At 63.9% G+C, this 15,044-nt stretch carries 15 protein-coding genes; 4 read left to right on the forward strand and 11 right to left on the reverse strand.

Translation table 11 applies throughout. The features are described from left to right. Positions 1-8 precede the first annotated feature (8 nt). Complete coding sequence (gene smrA, locus IEX85_RS07200; protein WP_188859895.1) at positions 9-587, reverse strand: DNA endonuclease SmrA; 579 nt, start codon at positions 585-587, stop codon at positions 9-11. A gap of 259 nt (positions 588-846) precedes the next feature. On the opposite strand from smrA, the gene IEX85_RS07205 reads away from it, so the two are divergent. The 3 genes from IEX85_RS07205 (at position 847) to ald (ending at position 3,698) form a co-directional block, all read left to right on the forward strand. Next, positions 847-1,656, forward strand: coding sequence for a hypothetical protein (locus IEX85_RS07205; RefSeq protein WP_188859897.1), 810 nt, complete (start codon positions 847-849; stop codon positions 1,654-1,656). Beyond that, complete coding sequence (locus IEX85_RS07210) at positions 1,653-2,267, forward strand: glutathione S-transferase N-terminal domain-containing protein (protein ID WP_188859898.1); 615 nt, start codon at positions 1,653-1,655, stop codon at positions 2,265-2,267. The genes IEX85_RS07205 and IEX85_RS07210 overlap by 4 nt, the downstream gene beginning before the upstream one ends. A 309-nt stretch (positions 2,268-2,576) precedes the next feature. Then, positions 2,577-3,698, forward strand: a complete 1,122-nt coding sequence (gene ald / locus IEX85_RS07215; RefSeq protein ID WP_188859900.1) for an alanine dehydrogenase — start codon at positions 2,577-2,579, stop codon at positions 3,696-3,698. A gap of 137 nt (positions 3,699-3,835) precedes the next feature. On the opposite strand, the gene mtnK is transcribed toward ald, so the two are convergent. After that, positions 3,836-5,032: an S-methyl-5-thioribose kinase gene (gene mtnK / locus IEX85_RS07220; RefSeq protein ID WP_188859902.1), complete on the reverse strand. Its 1,197-nt coding sequence runs from the start codon at positions 5,030-5,032 to the stop codon at positions 3,836-3,838. Positions 5,033-5,199: 167 nt separating this feature from the next. On the opposite strand from mtnK, the gene mtnA reads away from it, so the two are divergent. Next, positions 5,200-6,219 (forward strand): S-methyl-5-thioribose-1-phosphate isomerase, encoded by a 1,020-nt coding sequence (gene mtnA / locus IEX85_RS07225; RefSeq protein ID WP_188859905.1) that lies wholly within the window; start codon positions 5,200-5,202, stop codon positions 6,217-6,219. 357 nt (positions 6,220-6,576) lie between these two features. On the opposite strand, the gene IEX85_RS07230 is transcribed toward mtnA, so the two are convergent. The 9 genes from IEX85_RS07230 to IEX85_RS07270 form a co-directional block, all read right to left on the reverse strand. After that, positions 6,577-6,978 (reverse strand): phnA protein, encoded by a 402-nt coding sequence (locus tag IEX85_RS07230; protein ID WP_188859907.1) that lies wholly within the window; start codon positions 6,976-6,978, stop codon positions 6,577-6,579. 129 nt (positions 6,979-7,107) lie between these two features. Further along, positions 7,108-8,835: a gamma-glutamyltransferase gene (gene ggt, locus IEX85_RS07235; protein WP_188859910.1), complete on the reverse strand. Its 1,728-nt coding sequence runs from the start codon at positions 8,833-8,835 to the stop codon at positions 7,108-7,110. Positions 8,836-9,054: 219 nt separating this feature from the next. Continuing rightward, positions 9,055-9,597 carry a 1,2-dihydroxy-3-keto-5-methylthiopentene dioxygenase gene (locus IEX85_RS07240; protein WP_188859912.1) on the reverse strand — a complete coding sequence of 181 codons (543 nt, stop codon included), beginning with the start codon at positions 9,595-9,597 and terminating at the stop codon, positions 9,055-9,057. Positions 9,598-9,613: 16 nt separating this feature from the next. Beyond that, positions 9,614-10,291 carry an acireductone synthase gene (mtnC, locus tag IEX85_RS07245; protein ID WP_188859913.1) on the reverse strand — a complete coding sequence of 226 codons (678 nt, stop codon included), beginning with the start codon at positions 10,289-10,291 and terminating at the stop codon, positions 9,614-9,616. Further along, complete coding sequence (locus IEX85_RS07250) at positions 10,288-10,902, reverse strand: methylthioribulose 1-phosphate dehydratase (RefSeq protein ID WP_188859915.1); 615 nt, start codon at positions 10,900-10,902, stop codon at positions 10,288-10,290. The genes mtnC and IEX85_RS07250 overlap by 4 nt, the downstream gene beginning before the upstream one ends. A gap of 448 nt (positions 10,903-11,350) precedes the next feature. Then, on the reverse strand, positions 11,351-12,151 hold the full coding sequence (locus tag IEX85_RS07255; protein ID WP_188859917.1) for an amidohydrolase: 801 nt from the start codon (positions 12,149-12,151) through the stop codon (positions 11,351-11,353). Further along, positions 12,139-13,287, reverse strand: a complete 1,149-nt coding sequence (locus tag IEX85_RS07260) for a pyridoxal phosphate-dependent aminotransferase (protein ID WP_188859919.1) — start codon at positions 13,285-13,287, stop codon at positions 12,139-12,141. The genes IEX85_RS07255 and IEX85_RS07260 overlap by 13 nt, the downstream gene beginning before the upstream one ends. A 220-nt stretch (positions 13,288-13,507) precedes the next feature. Further along, positions 13,508-14,440, reverse strand: a complete 933-nt coding sequence (locus tag IEX85_RS07265; protein ID WP_188859921.1) for a nucleoside recognition domain-containing protein — start codon at positions 14,438-14,440, stop codon at positions 13,508-13,510. A 58-nt stretch (positions 14,441-14,498) separates the two neighbouring features. Next, positions 14,499-15,035, reverse strand: coding sequence for a DUF3299 domain-containing protein (locus IEX85_RS07270; RefSeq protein WP_188859923.1), 537 nt, complete (start codon positions 15,033-15,035; stop codon positions 14,499-14,501). Between the last annotated feature and the right edge of the window lie 9 nt (positions 15,036-15,044).

Genomic DNA, 15,044 nt, shown 5'->3' on the forward strand with positions numbered 1-15,044 from the left:
CCAGGTGCCTAGCGCCGCTTCTGATGCTGCTCCCAGTTGGTCTGGCGTTGCTGGTCACTTTTTTTCAGCATCACGTAGAGGGCACCGAGTCCGCCGTGCTGCGGCTGGGCGGAATGGAAGGCCATCACCTCGGGCAGGTGCGGCAGCCACTGGTTGAGCGCGCTGCGCAGAAGGCTGGCGTCATCGTCCGGATGCCGGCCACGGCCGTGACTGATAATGAACGACCGGATACTGAGCGCCATGCACTCGCGCACGAACGTCAGCAGCTCGTCCCGTGCCTGCGGCAGCGACCGGCGCATCAGCTCGAGCCGGGCATCGAAACTGTAACGCCCCAGGCGCAGGTTGCGGTAGACCCCTTCCTGAACGCCGTCCCGTTTCCACTCCAGCGGGTCGTGCGGACCGATGCGCTCGACGATTTCGAGCCCCAGACCATCCGGTTCGCCCTCGGCGGCCCGGCGCCGAGCCTGAACCGCGGGACCGGCATGGCGTGCATGCGCCGTTTCCGCCCGCTCCTCGCGCCGGATCGGGGCCACGCCTTCCTTGCGCATCAGCGCATTGAAATCAACTGACTGCTCTGACTTGGCCATGATCCACCTCCTTTACATCTGCTCCGGACTGAACGGCGCCGGACCGTCCAGTATACGCATTTTTGCGGGCAGGATGTGGCCCTGCGGCGTGACTGACCGAAACGCCTGCCAGAACGCCGCCGCATCCGCCGGCCCTTTCTTCGACCGGCTTTCTGGTCTACAGTGGGTCGGCCGTCTGGGAACCTGTGACGGCCATGGAAATCCGACTCTTATATCGGGCTGTTACTCATGTCTGACGAAGTATCAGGAGGACCTTCGGATGCAGCGCCTGTTGCTTGTCGTCACCATTGCCCTCGCCGTTGCGGCGGTCTGGCTGTTTCTCGACCCTGGCACCGGTACGTCTCCCGGGACACCGCAGATCAGCGACGAAATGCGCAGTGAAGCCCGCTCCCATATCGACAGCATCACCGCAGACCAGGATCGGGCCATCGGAGTCGGCGAAGCCAACAACTTCGTCACCGCCTCGCAACTGCTGAGGCTGCCGGAAGGGGATGTGCTGTCCGAGGGCGTCGATCTCGAGATGGCGACGGGCCCGGGGATGATCGACGCCGCAGCCGCCACCGCCTATGCCGTCGACATGACGCCGCTGAAATCCGGATCCAGGGCACCGGGCAGCCGCAACGAGGCGATCGGGCACGGAACCCTGCCGCAGCTGGCCGGCCAGATCACCCTGCGCGAGCTGCTGGACAACCCCGAACAGGCCGACGGCAAAATCTTCTACATCCACGCAGTCAATGAAGGCGACCGCGAAGGCCTCTGGGGCATTCTCAACACCGGCCTGATCAACACCTTCGCCGAGGGCCTGGACCTGCCGCGCAGCGGCGGTCGCGTTCAGGTCGAGATCCCGCACGACGCCGACCAGCGCATGTCCGACAGCAGCAGCTCCTATCTGGGCCGTATTCTCGATGACAAGGTGCGGGAAACCTACATCTACAATTATCGCCAGGGGTTGCTCGGCCAGGACCCGGATCTGATCCAGCCCGGCCAGCAACTGGTGGTCATCAGCTTTTCCGAGGACGAGCTGGTGCAGATCTACAACCACTTCGCCAGTCTCAGGGATTCCCGATGATCGAGCTGCATACCTGGAGCACCCCCAACGGCCGCAAAATATCCATCATGCTGGAAGCGGTTCGCCTGCCCTATCGCGTGATCCCGGTCGATATCACTTCCGGCGACCAGCACCGTGATGAGTTCCTGGAGCTGAGCCCCAACAACAAGATACCAGCGCTCCGGGATCCGGACGGGCCGGACGGCGAACCGATCGAGCTGTTCGAAAGCGGCGCCATCCTGATCTACCTGGCGGAGAAAACCGGACTTTTCCTGCCCCGGGCGCCGCGGGCGCGTTACGAGGTGCTGCAGTGGCTGATGTGGCAGATGGGCAACTTCGGCCCCTTCCTCGGTCAGGCCCATCACTTCAACCGCTTCGCCAAGGAAGAGGTACCCTACGCCATCGAGCGCTACCAGAATGAGGCCAGGCGACTTTGGGGCGTGCTCGACCGCAGGCTCGAGGGCCGCAGCTTCGTGGCGGACGATCTCAGCATCGCCGACTTCGCCATCTATCCCTGGTGCGCACGTTTCGAGTATCAGGAGATCGACCCCGGCCAGTATCCGCGGGTGCACGACTACATGCAGCGCATGGCGCATATCGAGTTCGTGCAGCGCGGCATGCAGGTACCTTAGCAGGGTGTTGAGTTCGCAGGATGGGTGGAGCGACGCTCCGGCACGGTATATCCGCCACTGATGCAGCCAGGGCGTCGTGCAACCCATCTCGGGTTCGGGATCATTGGACCACTACACTTGCATGCAGCCAAGTTCTTGATGGGTTACGCCACCTCAACCTCGCTACCGGCGCCTACCACCATTGCGGCTCCACCCATCCTGCGGTTAGCCCCTGCGCCACCGGTAAACCCTCCTATTGGAATTAGTGCGCTGTCCATTCCTAAACTGTAGGAACGAGCTAACGCGGCTCTGCCGCAGGAGGGTATCGCTATGCTGATCGGGGTCCCGAAGGAGATCAAGAACAACGAGTTCCGTATCGGCATGACGCCGACGGGGGTGCGCGAGCTGGTGCAGGCCGGCCACGAGGTGCTGATCGAACGGGACGGCGGCCTGGCAATCGGGCTCGACGACCAGGCTTATCGGGACGCCGGCGCGCGTATTGCCGACAGTGCACAGGAGGTGTTCGACAGCGCCGAGCTCATCGTCAAGGTCAAGGAGCCTCAACCTGACGAATGCCGCATGCTGCGATCCGGGCAGGTGCTCTTCACCTATCTGCACCTGGCACCGGACCCTGAGCAGACCCGCCTGCTGCTGGCGTCCGATGCGGTCGCCATCGCCTACGAAACCGTTACCAGTCCCCGGGGAGGACTGCCCTTGCTGGCGCCGATGAGCGAAGTCGCCGGCCGCATGTCGATTCAGGCCGGCGCCCATGCGCTGGAGCGCGCTCAGGGCGGCCGCGGCGTTCTGCTGGGCGGTGTGCCCGGCGTAGCGCCGGGGAAGGTGGTGGTGATTGGCGGCGGCGTGGTCGGGGTCAACGCCGCGCGCATGGCCCTGGGGCTCGGCGCCGACGTCACCGTACTGGATCGCTCGCTGCCACGCCTGGCCGAACTCGACAATCTTTACGGCCCGCGCCTCAAGACGCTTTACTCCAGCGCCCAGACCCTCGAGGAGCAGGTGGCCGGCGCGGATCTGGTGGTTGGCGCCGTGCTGATACCCGGTGCCGCGGCGCCGAAACTGGTCAGCCGGACGATGCTCGGTACCATGGCGCGCGGCAGTGTGCTCGTCGATGTCGCCATCGACCAGGGAGGCTGCTTCGAGACGTCCCGCCCCACCACCCATCAGGACCCCATCTTCGAGGTCGACGACATCGTCCACTACTGTGTCGCCAACATGCCGGGCGCGGTCGCCCACACCTCCACCTTCGCGCTGACCAACGCCACCCTGCCCTTCGTGCTGGCGCTGGCCAACAAGGGCTACCGCCAGGCGCTCCAGGAGGATGTTCATCTGCGCAACGGACTCAATATCCACCGCGGCAGCGTCACCTATGCCGCGGTCAGCGAGGCGCTCGGATACGAGTACGTGTCCGCCGAGACAGCGCTCGGCGGAGCCTGATACGGGTGGGAGCGTCGCCTCGCCGCGAATCCAACGCAACGACGCTCACCGGCACCCGACGGGCGTAGGAGCGGCGCCCCGCCGCGAGCGACCGGGGCACGGGCCCAAACCACTTGCCGCGGACGCGGCCGCCGCATTCAGATTTGCCGTATACGCTCGATCGCGGCGTCGATACCGTTCAGGCGATCGCGCTCCAGGATCAGCGTGCGCCCGATGCGCAACGCCAGCGCTTCGGCGCGGGCACGTGCCCTGGGGTCCTCGATCGCCTCCAGATCCAGCACCGGCGCGAGACCGACGGTACGGCGAATAAGCTCGGTACCGGCGAAGCCAAGACTCTGGCTCAGGAGCTCGGCGAGATAGGTCTCCCGGTAGGCCGGGAGTTTCAACGTCGGGTCGGCGGTGCTGCTGCTCATCAGGTCGCCGAAACGCTGCGCGAAGGTGTTCCAGAATTCGCGCACCGCATCCAGCAGCCAGTCCCGGTAAGCGTCGCGCTCCGCCGCCTCACCGGCCAGCTCGGTCTGGCCGGCGTAGTCGAGCAGCAGGTTGCCGATCATGCTGCCGACATCGAAGGCGATCGGGCCGAAAAAGGCGAACTCGGCGTCGATGACCCGCGTGGCCCCGGCGTCGACGAATACGGAACCCGAGTGCAGGTCGCCGTGCAGCAGCGCTTCGGCGCTGGTCAGGAAACGCTGCTTGAGGCGCGCCACCTCGAGCTTGAGCGGCTCGTCATGCCAGAGTCCCTCCGCCTCGTCCCGAAGTTCCGGGTTGATGTTGTTGCGCTCGTGATCGCAGTACGGATCCCAGAAAAACAGGTCTTCGGTGATCTTGCAAAGGTCCGGGTTGATGAAACGCGCCACCATTTCCTTTTTGCGGTGCGCGTCCAGATACAGATCCGAGGTATGGAACAGGGTCTCGGCGCAAAAACGACCCAGATGCGAAGCCAGCTTCGGCAATTCGGCGCGCGCGACCAGTGCGTGGCGCAGGTTCTCCAGCGCTCCGATGTCCTCCATGATGATGGCGCAGCGCTCGGCGTCGAAATGATAGACCTGCGGCACCAGATCCGGGCAGTATTCGCCCTCGAGCATCAGCGCTTCGGCCTCGATGCGAATGCGGTCCTGGGACAGCGGCCAGCCTTCGCCGATAATGCGCACGTACGGCAGCGCCTGCTTGATGATGACGCTGTTGCCGTCGTCGGCGAAGACGCGATAGACGAAATTGATATTGCCGTCGCCGATCTCCTCGACCTGAAGGCGTTCGGCCGGGTCGAACACGCCCGAGTGGCACCGTGCAAAGTCGATCACCTGCGCTTCGTTGGCAAATTTGCAGTCGGTCATGGCTCCTGCCCCGTCTTTTATTGCTGTAGGGTTATGGGTGTAAAGGGCCGATATTCTTGCAAAAATGCCGCGCTTTGGCTTGCGTTTTTTACCCGCAGACGGAGGTTCCAGAGGCACGGCGACTTTGCTATCGTTCACTCCTTCGCAACCGACCCGCCCGAGCACCGATGAACAACCTCATTGCCACCAGTATCAAGTACCAGGACGGCTCTCTGCTGGTGCTGGACCAGTATCAGCTGCCGCACAGAGAGGTCTGGCTGCCCTGCGAATCCGTCGAGGCGATGGTCGCGATGATCCGCAAGCTGCAGATCCGCGGCGCGCCGCTGATCGGTATCGGCGCCAGCCTGCTGCTGGCACGGCTCGCCGAACAGGGGATGGCGTCCGAGGCGCTGGAGCGGGCCGCCGCGACGCTGCGCGAGGCGCGCCCCACCGCGGTCAATCTGATGAACTGCCTGGACCGGATGCTTGCCGCACTGCACGCAGAGGGGCCCGGTGCGCTGCCGGCAACGGTCGAGCGGATCTTCCACGAGGACATCGAGCTGTGCCAGCGCATGGCCATGCACGGCGCCGGCCTGATCGAACCGGGTAGCCGCATCCTCACCCATTGCAATACCGGCAGCCTGGCAACCGCCGGTGTCGGCACTGCCATCGGCGTCATCGGCGAGGCGCACCGTCAGGCCAAGGAGATCCATGTCTATGTCGACGAAACCCGGCCGCTGCTGCAGGGTGGCCGTCTGACGAGCTGGGAGATGCGCAGGCTCGGCGTGCCCTACACCCTGATCTGCGACAATATGGCGGCCATGCTGATGGCCCAGGGAAAGGTGGACTGCATTCTGGTCGGCGCCGACCGCATCGCCGCCAACGGCGACTTCGCCAACAAGGTCGGCACCTATTCGCTGGCGGTCAACGCGCACTACCACGGCGTCCCCTTCTATCTGGTCGCGCCCTATACCACGGTCGACCCGCAGTGCCCAAACGGCAGCGCCATCCCGATCGAGCAGAGACCGGCCGACGAAGTCCGCGGCGTGGGCGGCAGTTTCGGCGAGGTAATCTGGAGCCCGGAAGACGCACCGGTCTTCAATCCGGCCTTCGACGTCACACCGGCCAAACTGGTCACCGGCTGGATACTGGATACCGGCGTTCTGACGCCGGATGCGGTCGGTGCAGGTGCGCTCGCTCGTCTGTAAGCGCCTGTTGCCAACCGGGCTCCTTATCGCCTGAGCGGAGCCCGGCAACAGGCAATCTCACCCCCGTCTCCCGATAGCGACAATATAACTTATTAATAAGAAAGGATTTTTTCGAAAGATCTGCTATCGATGTCGGCAATAGGCAACAAACAAGCCGGGCGCAAGACCCAAAGCCACCGCCCGAGCGCCACCGTACCGGCTCACGATCCCGGTAAGTGATTGATATTGAGTCGTTTATAAAAACTGGCACCGAACCTGCCCGATGACCTGAGGTAACTACCCAGTTGAGTCCAGAGGCCAGGGACGGCCGGGTCAGGGAAGACCCACCCATCCGTGCCCTGGTGGCATCCTCGGCATTCACAACTCGATACTGTCGACCCAGGCCTGCTCGTCGGGCAACAGGTACAGCTGCTCGCGCAGCAGCAGTGCCCAGTCCTCGCGCCCGATAAAGGACTCGAGCAGCGCGACTGCCAGCACGCGGGCCGCCGGGACCTGACTCCAGACCGCCTTGTTGAGACAGCGCCAGTGATTCGGGTCGCGCCGCGCCGGGTTGCGCAGTTGCTTGAGGCAGCTTTCACACAGCATCACGCAGTGGTCGAAGTCCGCTTCGCTGCCGACCGGCGGTACCTCGAATATTTTCAGACTGACGCCCTGGGCATCACAAAGTTCGCAGTGGGCGCCGCAACGACGCACCAGGTCCTTGCCGAATACCGACAGGCCCTGATGACGCTCGTAGTGCCGTTCATACCCCCTGGCCATGACTGGGGCTCTCCGGTTGTTGAAGTGCCCTAAGCATAGACTACGGAGGCTGTTGGAGCCCGGTCTCCGGGCGAACCTGGTGACCGCCCGACGCAATTCGCCCGCAGAGCGGGCTCCCACAAAGCCCAGTCACAGCCCTTTTGCCGACGAGGTGCTTCGTCTGGGATCCGCGCCGCCGTAAAGGGTGCCATCCTCGGCCACCATGATCGACTGGATCGCGCCCATCGCCGGCTTCTGCACCACCTTGTGCCCCATGCCTTCGAGCAGTGCGATGGTGTCCGGACTGATCCCCTGCTCGATGCGCAACTCGTCCGGCAGCCACTGGTGGTGAATCCGCGGCGCATTCACCGCCGCCTGGATATTGAGGTTGTGATCGATGACGTTCATCAGTACCTGCAGCGTGGTGGTGATGATGCGCGAACCGCCGGGGCTGCCGGTGACAAGGAAATTGCGACCGTCCTTCTTGACGATGGTCGGCGACATCGAGCTGAGCATGCGTTTGCCGGGCTCGATCCTGTTAGCCTCGCCACCGATCAGGCCATAGGCGTTGGGCACGCCGGGCTTGGCGCTGAAGTCATCCATTTCATTGTTGAGCAGAAAGCCGGCGCCGTCGACGACGATATGGGAGCCGTAGCTGAAGTTGATGGTGTAGGTGTTGGACACCGCATTGCCGTACTGATCGACGATGGAAAAGTGGGTGGTTTCGTTGCTCTCGTAGGGCACCGGATCCGCGGGCCGGATGCTCTCGCTCGGTGTGGCCCGGTCGGGGTCGATACCTTCGCGCAGACTGGCGGCATAGTCCTTGGAGGTAAGACCGGACAGCGGCACCTCGACGAAGTCGGTGTCACCGAGGTACTGGGACCTGTCGGCATAAGCGCGCTTCATGGCTTCGGCCATCAGGTGAATGCTGCGGGCCGAGTTGGGGCCGCTGTCCGCGATCGGATAGCCCTCGAGGATGTTCAGGATCTGCACCACATGGGTACCGCCGGAACTGGGCGGGCTCATGGAGTAGACATCGTAACCGCGGTAGGAGCCGTGCACCGGCTTGCGCACCGAAGGCTCGTAGTTCTTCAGATCATCGTGGGTGATCAGACCGCCGCCGCGCTGCATCTCGGCAACGATCAGATCGGCGGTCTCGCCTTCATAGAAGCCCTTGACGCCCTGCTCCGCGATGCGCCGGAGGGTTGCCGCCAGCTCCTTCTGCACGAACAGCTCGCCCGGCTCGTAGAAACTGCCATCCGGCTTGAAGAAGACCTTGCGACTCGACTCGAACTGCTTGAGCCGCTCGGCGCTGCTGCGGATGCCGTCGCTGAAGCGCGGGGGGATCACGAAGCCCTCTTCCGCCAGCCGGATCGCCGGCGCCAGCGCATCGGCCAGCGACAAAGTACCGTAGCGTTCAAGCGCCAGCGCCAGACCCGCCACCGTCCCCGGTACGCCGGCGGCGCGGTGGGAATAGCGACTGAGGTCGCTGTCGGCGTTGCCCTCGCTATCGAGGAACATGTCGCGGCTGGCCGCCGCCGGCGCCTTCTCGCGGTAGTCGATGGCGACGACATCATCCTTTTTCCCGGACGACACCAGCATGAAGCCGCCACCGCCGATATTGCCCGAACGCGGCTGCGTCACCGCCAGCGCAAAGGCCGCGGTCACCGCGGCGTCTATGGCATTGCCGCCCTGCTCCAGGACCTTCAGCGCCTCGTCCGTCGCCAGATAGTGACTGGTGACCACCATCCCCTTGCGCGCCTCGGCCGGCACGCTGCGATCGCCCTCGAGGATCGGTTGGGCCGACAATGGCAGAGTAATCAGAAACGAACAGCAAAACGACAGGGATTTGAACAGACGGGACGAACCTGGACGCATACCGATCTCCTTTTCCGCAGGTGCAAGACCCTAGAGTCTAGACCGGAAAAGCAGGTAGGGCAGACTTTCAAGACGCCTCCTAGGTCGTGAAGCAAGCCATTGACGTCGTCAAGGTGCGGTGCGCTTCGCTTACCAGCACCCTACGTCCGAAGCCGTCGTAGGGTGCAGTTGAACGGAGTGAAGCGCACCGAGTATTCGGTTTCGGTGATCGACGCCGCGTTAACCGAACTTGGGGAAACGCTCGGCGATATCGCTGCCGGTGAAGTTCGCCACCCAGCCCTCGGGGTTGTTGAACAGACGGATCGCGGTGAAGCGCGGCGCCGGTCCCATGTCGAACCAGTGGGTAATATTCGCCGGCACCGAGATCAGGTCATCGCGGCAGCACCGGACCTGGAACACCTTGCCGTCCTGGTGCAGGCAGAACAGGCCCTCGCCCTCGACGAAGAAGCGCACCTCGTCCTCGCTGTGGGTGTGCTCGGCAAGAAACTTCTGACGAAACTCGTCCTTCTGCGGATGATCCGGCAGCATGCCGATCACATCAACGGTGACGTAGCCTTCGTCACGTTTCAGGCGCTCGATTTCGCCCGCATAGGCCGCCAGTATTTCGTCCGGACTCATCTGCGGCGTGATCTCGCATTCGGCCTTCCAGCGCTCGAAGCGCACGCCGATCTCGGCCAGCGCCGCGGCGATCTCGTCACCTGCCGCGGTCTCGAGCAGAACCTGTTGCGGGTTGTCGTCGGCATAGATTGTCAGTGCACTCATGGGCTAGCTCCTCGGTTCAAACTGAAATTTCGTCAAAGGTCGCGGCTACCGGGTGGCCCGGCTCTTCGGGTTTTTCGTCTCTGGCCAGCAGGCAGGTGCGCAGGCCGGCCTCGCGGGCGGCGTCGAGTTCCTCGACGACATCGGACAGGAACAGAATCTCGTTGGCCGGACAGCCGATCGTCGCGACGATCTGGCGATAGGCGTCGGCATCGCGCTTGGGTCCGGTTGTCGTATCGAAATAGCCACTGAACCAGGGCGTCAGGTCGCCGAAGTCGCTGTAGCCGAAGAGCAGCTTCTGGGCCCGAACCGAACCGGACGAAAACACGTAGAGTCCGATCCCGTCGCGGTGCCAGCGCTCGAGGTGGCGGTAGGCGTCCTCGTAAAGGTGGCCCTTGAAGTCCTCCTGGCTGTAGCCCTGAACCCAGATCAGCCCCTGTAGCGTTTTCAGCGGCGTGACCTTGCGGTCCTGCTCGATCCAGTGACGAAACGCCGTGATCAGGGTTTCGAGATCGGCGTCAGGGTCGCCCAGTTCTTCCCGCGCCTGCTCCAGGATCGGCGCCAGTGGCGGTGTCTGTGCATGTTCGCGTACAAAGTCCGCAAGCTTTTCGTAGGCGTAGGGAAACAGCACCCGGTGCACGAATTGGATGTCGGTGGTGGTGCCTTCGATATCGGTAACGATGGCCGTGGTCTTCATATCCGGGCTCCCAGGCGTTTCATGTCCATGATGCAGGCAAACAGGAACTCCAGTGCCTCGAGATGACGTCGCGCTTCGCTCATATCCCGCCCCCAGGCATAGAGGCCGTGCCCGCGCACCAGCAGTCCCCAGCTCAGCGGCGCCTGACTCCAGCGCGCCTGAACCTCTGCAGCCAGCGCCTGCATATCCTGGGTATTGTCGAACAGCGCAATGTCGATGGCTTCATCGTGGGTATGATTGCCGCGAAGCGCCTTCTGCATCTCGAACCCCTCTATCTGCAGCGAGTCTCCCGCCGTGAGCCGCGACAGCACGGTACTGTTCACCGAGTGGGTATGGAGGACAGCACCGATCTGCGCATCGAGGCGATACAGGCAACAGTGCAGCAGGGTTTCGGCGGACGGCGTCAGGTCGCTGCCGAGGACACGGCCGTCGAGGTCGACCCTTAGCAGATCCGCGGCCTCGAGCCGCCCCTTGTGCCGGCCGGAGGCGGTAATCCGCGCTTCGTTGGAGCCGACACGTTCTGAAAAGTTGCCGCCGGTGGCCGGGCACCAGCCCTGGGCATCGATCCAGCGACCGGCTTCGAGAATGTTCTGGACGGGGGCGTTGCTCATCGCTCTCCTGCATGTACGTCTGACGAGTCGGCCCCGCAGCGGGGCCTCGTGGGCAGGTAGTGTAAGGGATTTGGGCGGTCGGGCGAAGAGCATTTAAAAGGGGCAGCCTCGCGGCTTGCCCCTGAAAACCGGAACGATTCCGGCAGAAAGCCCATTACAGGCAAAAGGTATTGGTGTTTCCGGGCGGGCCGGCGAAGTGTTGCGGACTCAATGCCAATAGGAGATTGTTCTGGCAGGCCCGCAGTCCTTGACCGGACCGCTGCACCGGTAGCCGAAAGGATGTCGAGACTTGGTCGGTCTAGCGATGCGTTCTCAGTATAGCGCCCACCTTTGGGCGCATTCTTGAAACATTTTCAAAACCCGCCGGCCAGCGGTGGCACGCACAATGCTCACGCATGATCTCTTTTTTTGCCGGATCGATAACCCCGACAGCGACGTCTCAGGGGGTCTACAGGGCCGGGATAACGAAATCGTCGGCGTCCTGCCAGGCCGGAAACACCTCGCGAAAGCGGATCAGTTGCGCCGCGCTCAGCGTCCCCGTCTCGACAAAAGCCTCTCCGGCGGCGCGGTCGACCAGGGCCTGCCCCTTGAAATCGACCAGCATGGAATCACCGCTGTAATCGAGGCCATTGGCATCGGGGCCGACGCGATTGACGCCGGCGACGTAGCAGAGGTTTTCGACCGCCCTCGCCTGCAGCAGCACGCGCCAGGGGTGGCGCCGCGGCGCCGGCCAGTTGGCGACGCACAGCAGCAGGTCGTAGTCGTTGCGGTTGCGCAGAAACACCGGGAAACGCAGGTCGTAGCAGACCGAGGGCAGGATACGCCAGCCGCGGTAACGGATCAGCGTGCGTGCCTCGCCTGCAGCGTAGTGCTGGTGCTCGCCGGCCATGCGAAACAGGTGACGCTTGTCGTAGTGATGACGCTCCCCCTGCGGCGTGACGAACAGCAGGCGATTGACATAACCGCGAGCGGTTTCGGTGACCACACTGCCGCAGATGGCGGCGCCCAGCTCCCGGGCCCTATCACGCATCCAGTCAGACGTCGGCCCGTCCTCGGGCTCGGCCAGCCCCTCCGGCTTCATGGTGAAGCCGGTGGTGAACATCTCCGGCAGCACCACCAGATCGGTGGTACCGGCCAGCGGACGCAGCAGCGTGTCGAACTGCTCGCGGTTGACCCCGGCGTCCTGCCAGTGCAATGGCGACTGCACCAGCGTCAGGCGCAGATCCTCGTTCGGTGTCAGATGCTGCATAGACGTTGCGCCGCCTCCCTCAGGGTGGCTTCGCCCTTGGCGAAGCAGAAACGCACCAGCCGGCGCTTAAGCGGCTGCTCGCAGAACACCGAAACCGGAATCGCGGCGACCTTGGCCTCACGGGTCAGCCAGCGGGCGAACTCGGTATCCGGCAGGTCGCTGATGGCACTGTAGTCCAGCAACTGAAAATAGGTGCCGGGTGCCGGGGAAAAGCGAAAACGGCCTGGCGACAGCAGCTCGCAGAACAGGTCACGCTTGGCCTGGTAGAAATCCGGCAGCTCGAGATAGTGCTCGGGCGCCGCGGCGAGAAAGTCCGCCAGCGCCAGCTGCACCGGCGTAACGGTGCTGAAGGTCAGGTACTGGTGTACCTTGCGAAACTCCGCCGAGAGCGGGGCCGGAGCGATGCAGTAGCCGACCTTCCAGCCGGTGCAGTGGTAAGTCTTGCCGAAGGACGACACCACGAAGCTGCGCTGCGCCAGCTCGTCATGGCACAGCAGACTGTGGTGGCGACGGCCGTCGTAGACGATATGCTCGTACACCTCGTCACCTACCAGCAGGATATCGGTATCGCGCACCAGCTCCGCCAGCCGCTGCAGATCGTCCGCCGACAGCACCGTGCCGGTCGGGTTATGCGGCGTGTTGACCACGATCATGCGGGTGCACGGGCCGATGGCGTCCGCCAGGCGCTGCCAGTCGATGCCGAAGTCGACGGGGTCGAGCGGCAGCCGCACCGGGCGCCCGCCGTTGAGCTCGATCGCCGGCTCGTAACTGTCGTAGCAGGGATCGAACAGTATGACTTCGTCGCCCTGACGCACCACCGCAGCGAACGCCGCGAACAACGCCTCGGTGGCGCCGGAGGTCACGGTGACCTCGGTATCGGCACAGGGCTTTCGGCCGTACAGGCGCTGGCACTTGGTCGCGATGGCCTCGCGCAGGGCCGGCACGCCGGTCATGGGCGCGTACTGGTTGGCGCCCTCGCCGATATGGTGGGCGACGCGCGCACGCAGCGCCTCGGGGGCATCGAAGTCGGGAAAGCCCTGCGACAGGTTGATCGCCCCTTCGCTGGCCGCCAGCTGGGACATCTCGGTGAAAATCGTCGTGCCGACGCGGGGCAGTTTGGTTGCGGGATATCGCATCGCGTTCGCTCTTTGAATCCTGAAAAATGCGTCCAGTGTACAACCATCGTTGAAGGGGTGGAACGACGCCTGGGCACGGGGCACGGCCTATATGTGGCCCGGGCGTCACTGACCCCTCAAGCGCCGCCGATGATGGGTTACGCCGCGCGAGACGCAGTGCAAACTGTCTACCCCCGAGATGGCGGCTCCACCCATCCTACCGTCTACCCACTCACGAATTTCAAAATATCAGCAGGTGCAGTACGCCGCGCAGCAGCATGCCGGCGATCGCGCCCAGCACCGCGGCCCGTGCAATGGCGCCGACGCGCTTGCCGGCCGCCGCGAAAATCGCCACGCCGGCAAGATCCAGCGGGTTGGTGACGAAGCCGGCCATGCGGTTGAGATCGGCGGCACTGATCTGGCCCTGGTTCATCAGGTCCAGAGTCACCCCCATAAAGGCGGTGCCGCCAGCGATGAACTTGGTCACGATGGGCAGTACGGCGGCATCGGGCAATCCCAGCATCCCCAGCAGCGGCGCCAGCAGGGTACTGATCAGGCCGATCGCGCCGGTCGCCTCGAGGGCGCCGACGAAACACAGCGCCAGCAGCAGCATCGGCAGCGATGCCAGGGCGATTTTCATCCCCTCCTGCCCGCCCTCGGCCAGCACTTGCATTGTGGCGCGGCGCTCGCCCGGCGCCTGTACGGGCCCCACTGCCGTGGCGGCCTCCTGGCCGTCTTCACGCACCAGCAGATAGTAGGTCAGCGCGGCGGAGAAGAGCCCGCCTATTATCGAGGTCGCCATTATGACCGGCAGGTTGAGGCCGACCGCGACCATCGGAAACACCACATTGGCCTGGGACATGGTCATGACCATCGCCAGGGTCGCGGCGATATGGCGCAGCGAAGTGCCGTTGCGGTCCATCAGCGCCAGCGTCGCGACCGGCGCCGAGAAGCTGACCAGCAGCAGCTTGACCATGGCGAAGATACCAAGCCCCGGCAGGCCGAAAATACCGAGCACCGGCGCCAGCCGGTTCGCGATCCAGGCCATCAGCCCCCAGGACTCGAGCAGCTTCATCAGCGCCAGCATCACCACCAGTATCGGCAGCAGTATATAGAGCGCAAGATCGATCGCGGTGCGACCCGATTCCAGTATCACGCTGACAATGGCGTCCATTCCCGCTCCCCGCAACCGTCAAAGCACTGCATCTACATCAGGCGTTACACGTCACCCGTCACTCCTCATACGGCTCGATACGATAGGCGTCGAGTCGATAGCCGGCCGAGGCCAGCTCATGACTGAAAGTCTCGACCCGCAGCACTCCGGTCACCCAGACCGCATCGTAGAGGTTCTGAAGCTCGGTGCCGGGTTCGAAGTGGGCGTAGACGATCTGGTTCGACGGCGGCGGCGGCGTATGGATGCAGGCCCCGAACCAGGGCACCAGAAAGAAGCTGGTAACCCTTTGCCCTTCACCCTCCACCGGTACCACGAATCCTGGCAGTCTGACCATCCGCCCATCCAGGGAGGCCACCACAGGCGCGGAGCTGAGCGCCTGCATCATCTCATCGAGCTTGCGCTGCGCCGCCGGATCGAAATCATCGAGACTGCTCAGGTCGTCGCTGCCGTAAACCTGATCGAAGCTGAAGTTCGGGGGCATCAGCGCTTCCCAGTCGATGGTCTCGACCGCGCGGCCGTTCAGCACGTCGGCGGCGTTCAGGAAAGGCGTCCAGCACAGGGCCAGCAGGCAGAGTGAAGCCAGCAATCGTTTCATTCGCAATCC

Origin of the sequence: Marinobacterium nitratireducens (assembly GCF_014645375.1) — a bacterium.
In the GTDB taxonomy this organism is placed as follows: Bacteria; Pseudomonadota; Gammaproteobacteria; order Pseudomonadales; family Balneatricaceae; genus Marinobacterium_A; species Marinobacterium_A nitratireducens.

Coding starts and splice junctions, on each gene's coding strand:
- smrA (WP_188859895.1), bottom strand. CDS start 587: ATGGCCAAGTCAGAGCAGTCAGTTGATTTCAATGCGCTGATGCGCAAG.
- IEX85_RS07205 (WP_188859897.1), top strand. CDS start 847: ATGCAGCGCCTGTTGCTTGTCGTCACCATTGCCCTCGCCGTTGCGGCG.
- IEX85_RS07210 (WP_188859898.1), top strand. CDS start 1,653: ATGATCGAGCTGCATACCTGGAGCACCCCCAACGGCCGCAAAATATCC.
- ald (WP_188859900.1), top strand. CDS start 2,577: ATGCTGATCGGGGTCCCGAAGGAGATCAAGAACAACGAGTTCCGTATC.
- mtnK (WP_188859902.1), bottom strand. CDS start 5,032: ATGACCGACTGCAAATTTGCCAACGAAGCGCAGGTGATCGACTTTGCA.
- mtnA (WP_188859905.1), top strand. CDS start 5,200: ATGAACAACCTCATTGCCACCAGTATCAAGTACCAGGACGGCTCTCTG.
- IEX85_RS07230 (WP_188859907.1), bottom strand. CDS start 6,978: ATGGCCAGGGGGTATGAACGGCACTACGAGCGTCATCAGGGCCTGTCG.
- ggt (WP_188859910.1), bottom strand. CDS start 8,835: ATGCGTCCAGGTTCGTCCCGTCTGTTCAAATCCCTGTCGTTTTGCTGT.
- IEX85_RS07240 (WP_188859912.1), bottom strand. CDS start 9,597: ATGAGTGCACTGACAATCTATGCCGACGACAACCCGCAACAGGTTCTG.
- mtnC (WP_188859913.1), bottom strand. CDS start 10,291: ATGAAGACCACGGCCATCGTTACCGATATCGAAGGCACCACCACCGAC.
- IEX85_RS07250 (WP_188859915.1), bottom strand. CDS start 10,902: ATGAGCAACGCCCCCGTCCAGAACATTCTCGAAGCCGGTCGCTGGATC.
- IEX85_RS07255 (WP_188859917.1), bottom strand. CDS start 12,151: ATGCAGCATCTGACACCGAACGAGGATCTGCGCCTGACGCTGGTGCAG.
- IEX85_RS07260 (WP_188859919.1), bottom strand. CDS start 13,287: ATGCGATATCCCGCAACCAAACTGCCCCGCGTCGGCACGACGATTTTC.
- IEX85_RS07265 (WP_188859921.1), bottom strand. CDS start 14,440: ATGGACGCCATTGTCAGCGTGATACTGGAATCGGGTCGCACCGCGATC.
- IEX85_RS07270 (WP_188859923.1), bottom strand. CDS start 15,035: ATGAAACGATTGCTGGCTTCACTCTGCCTGCTGGCCCTGTGCTGGACG.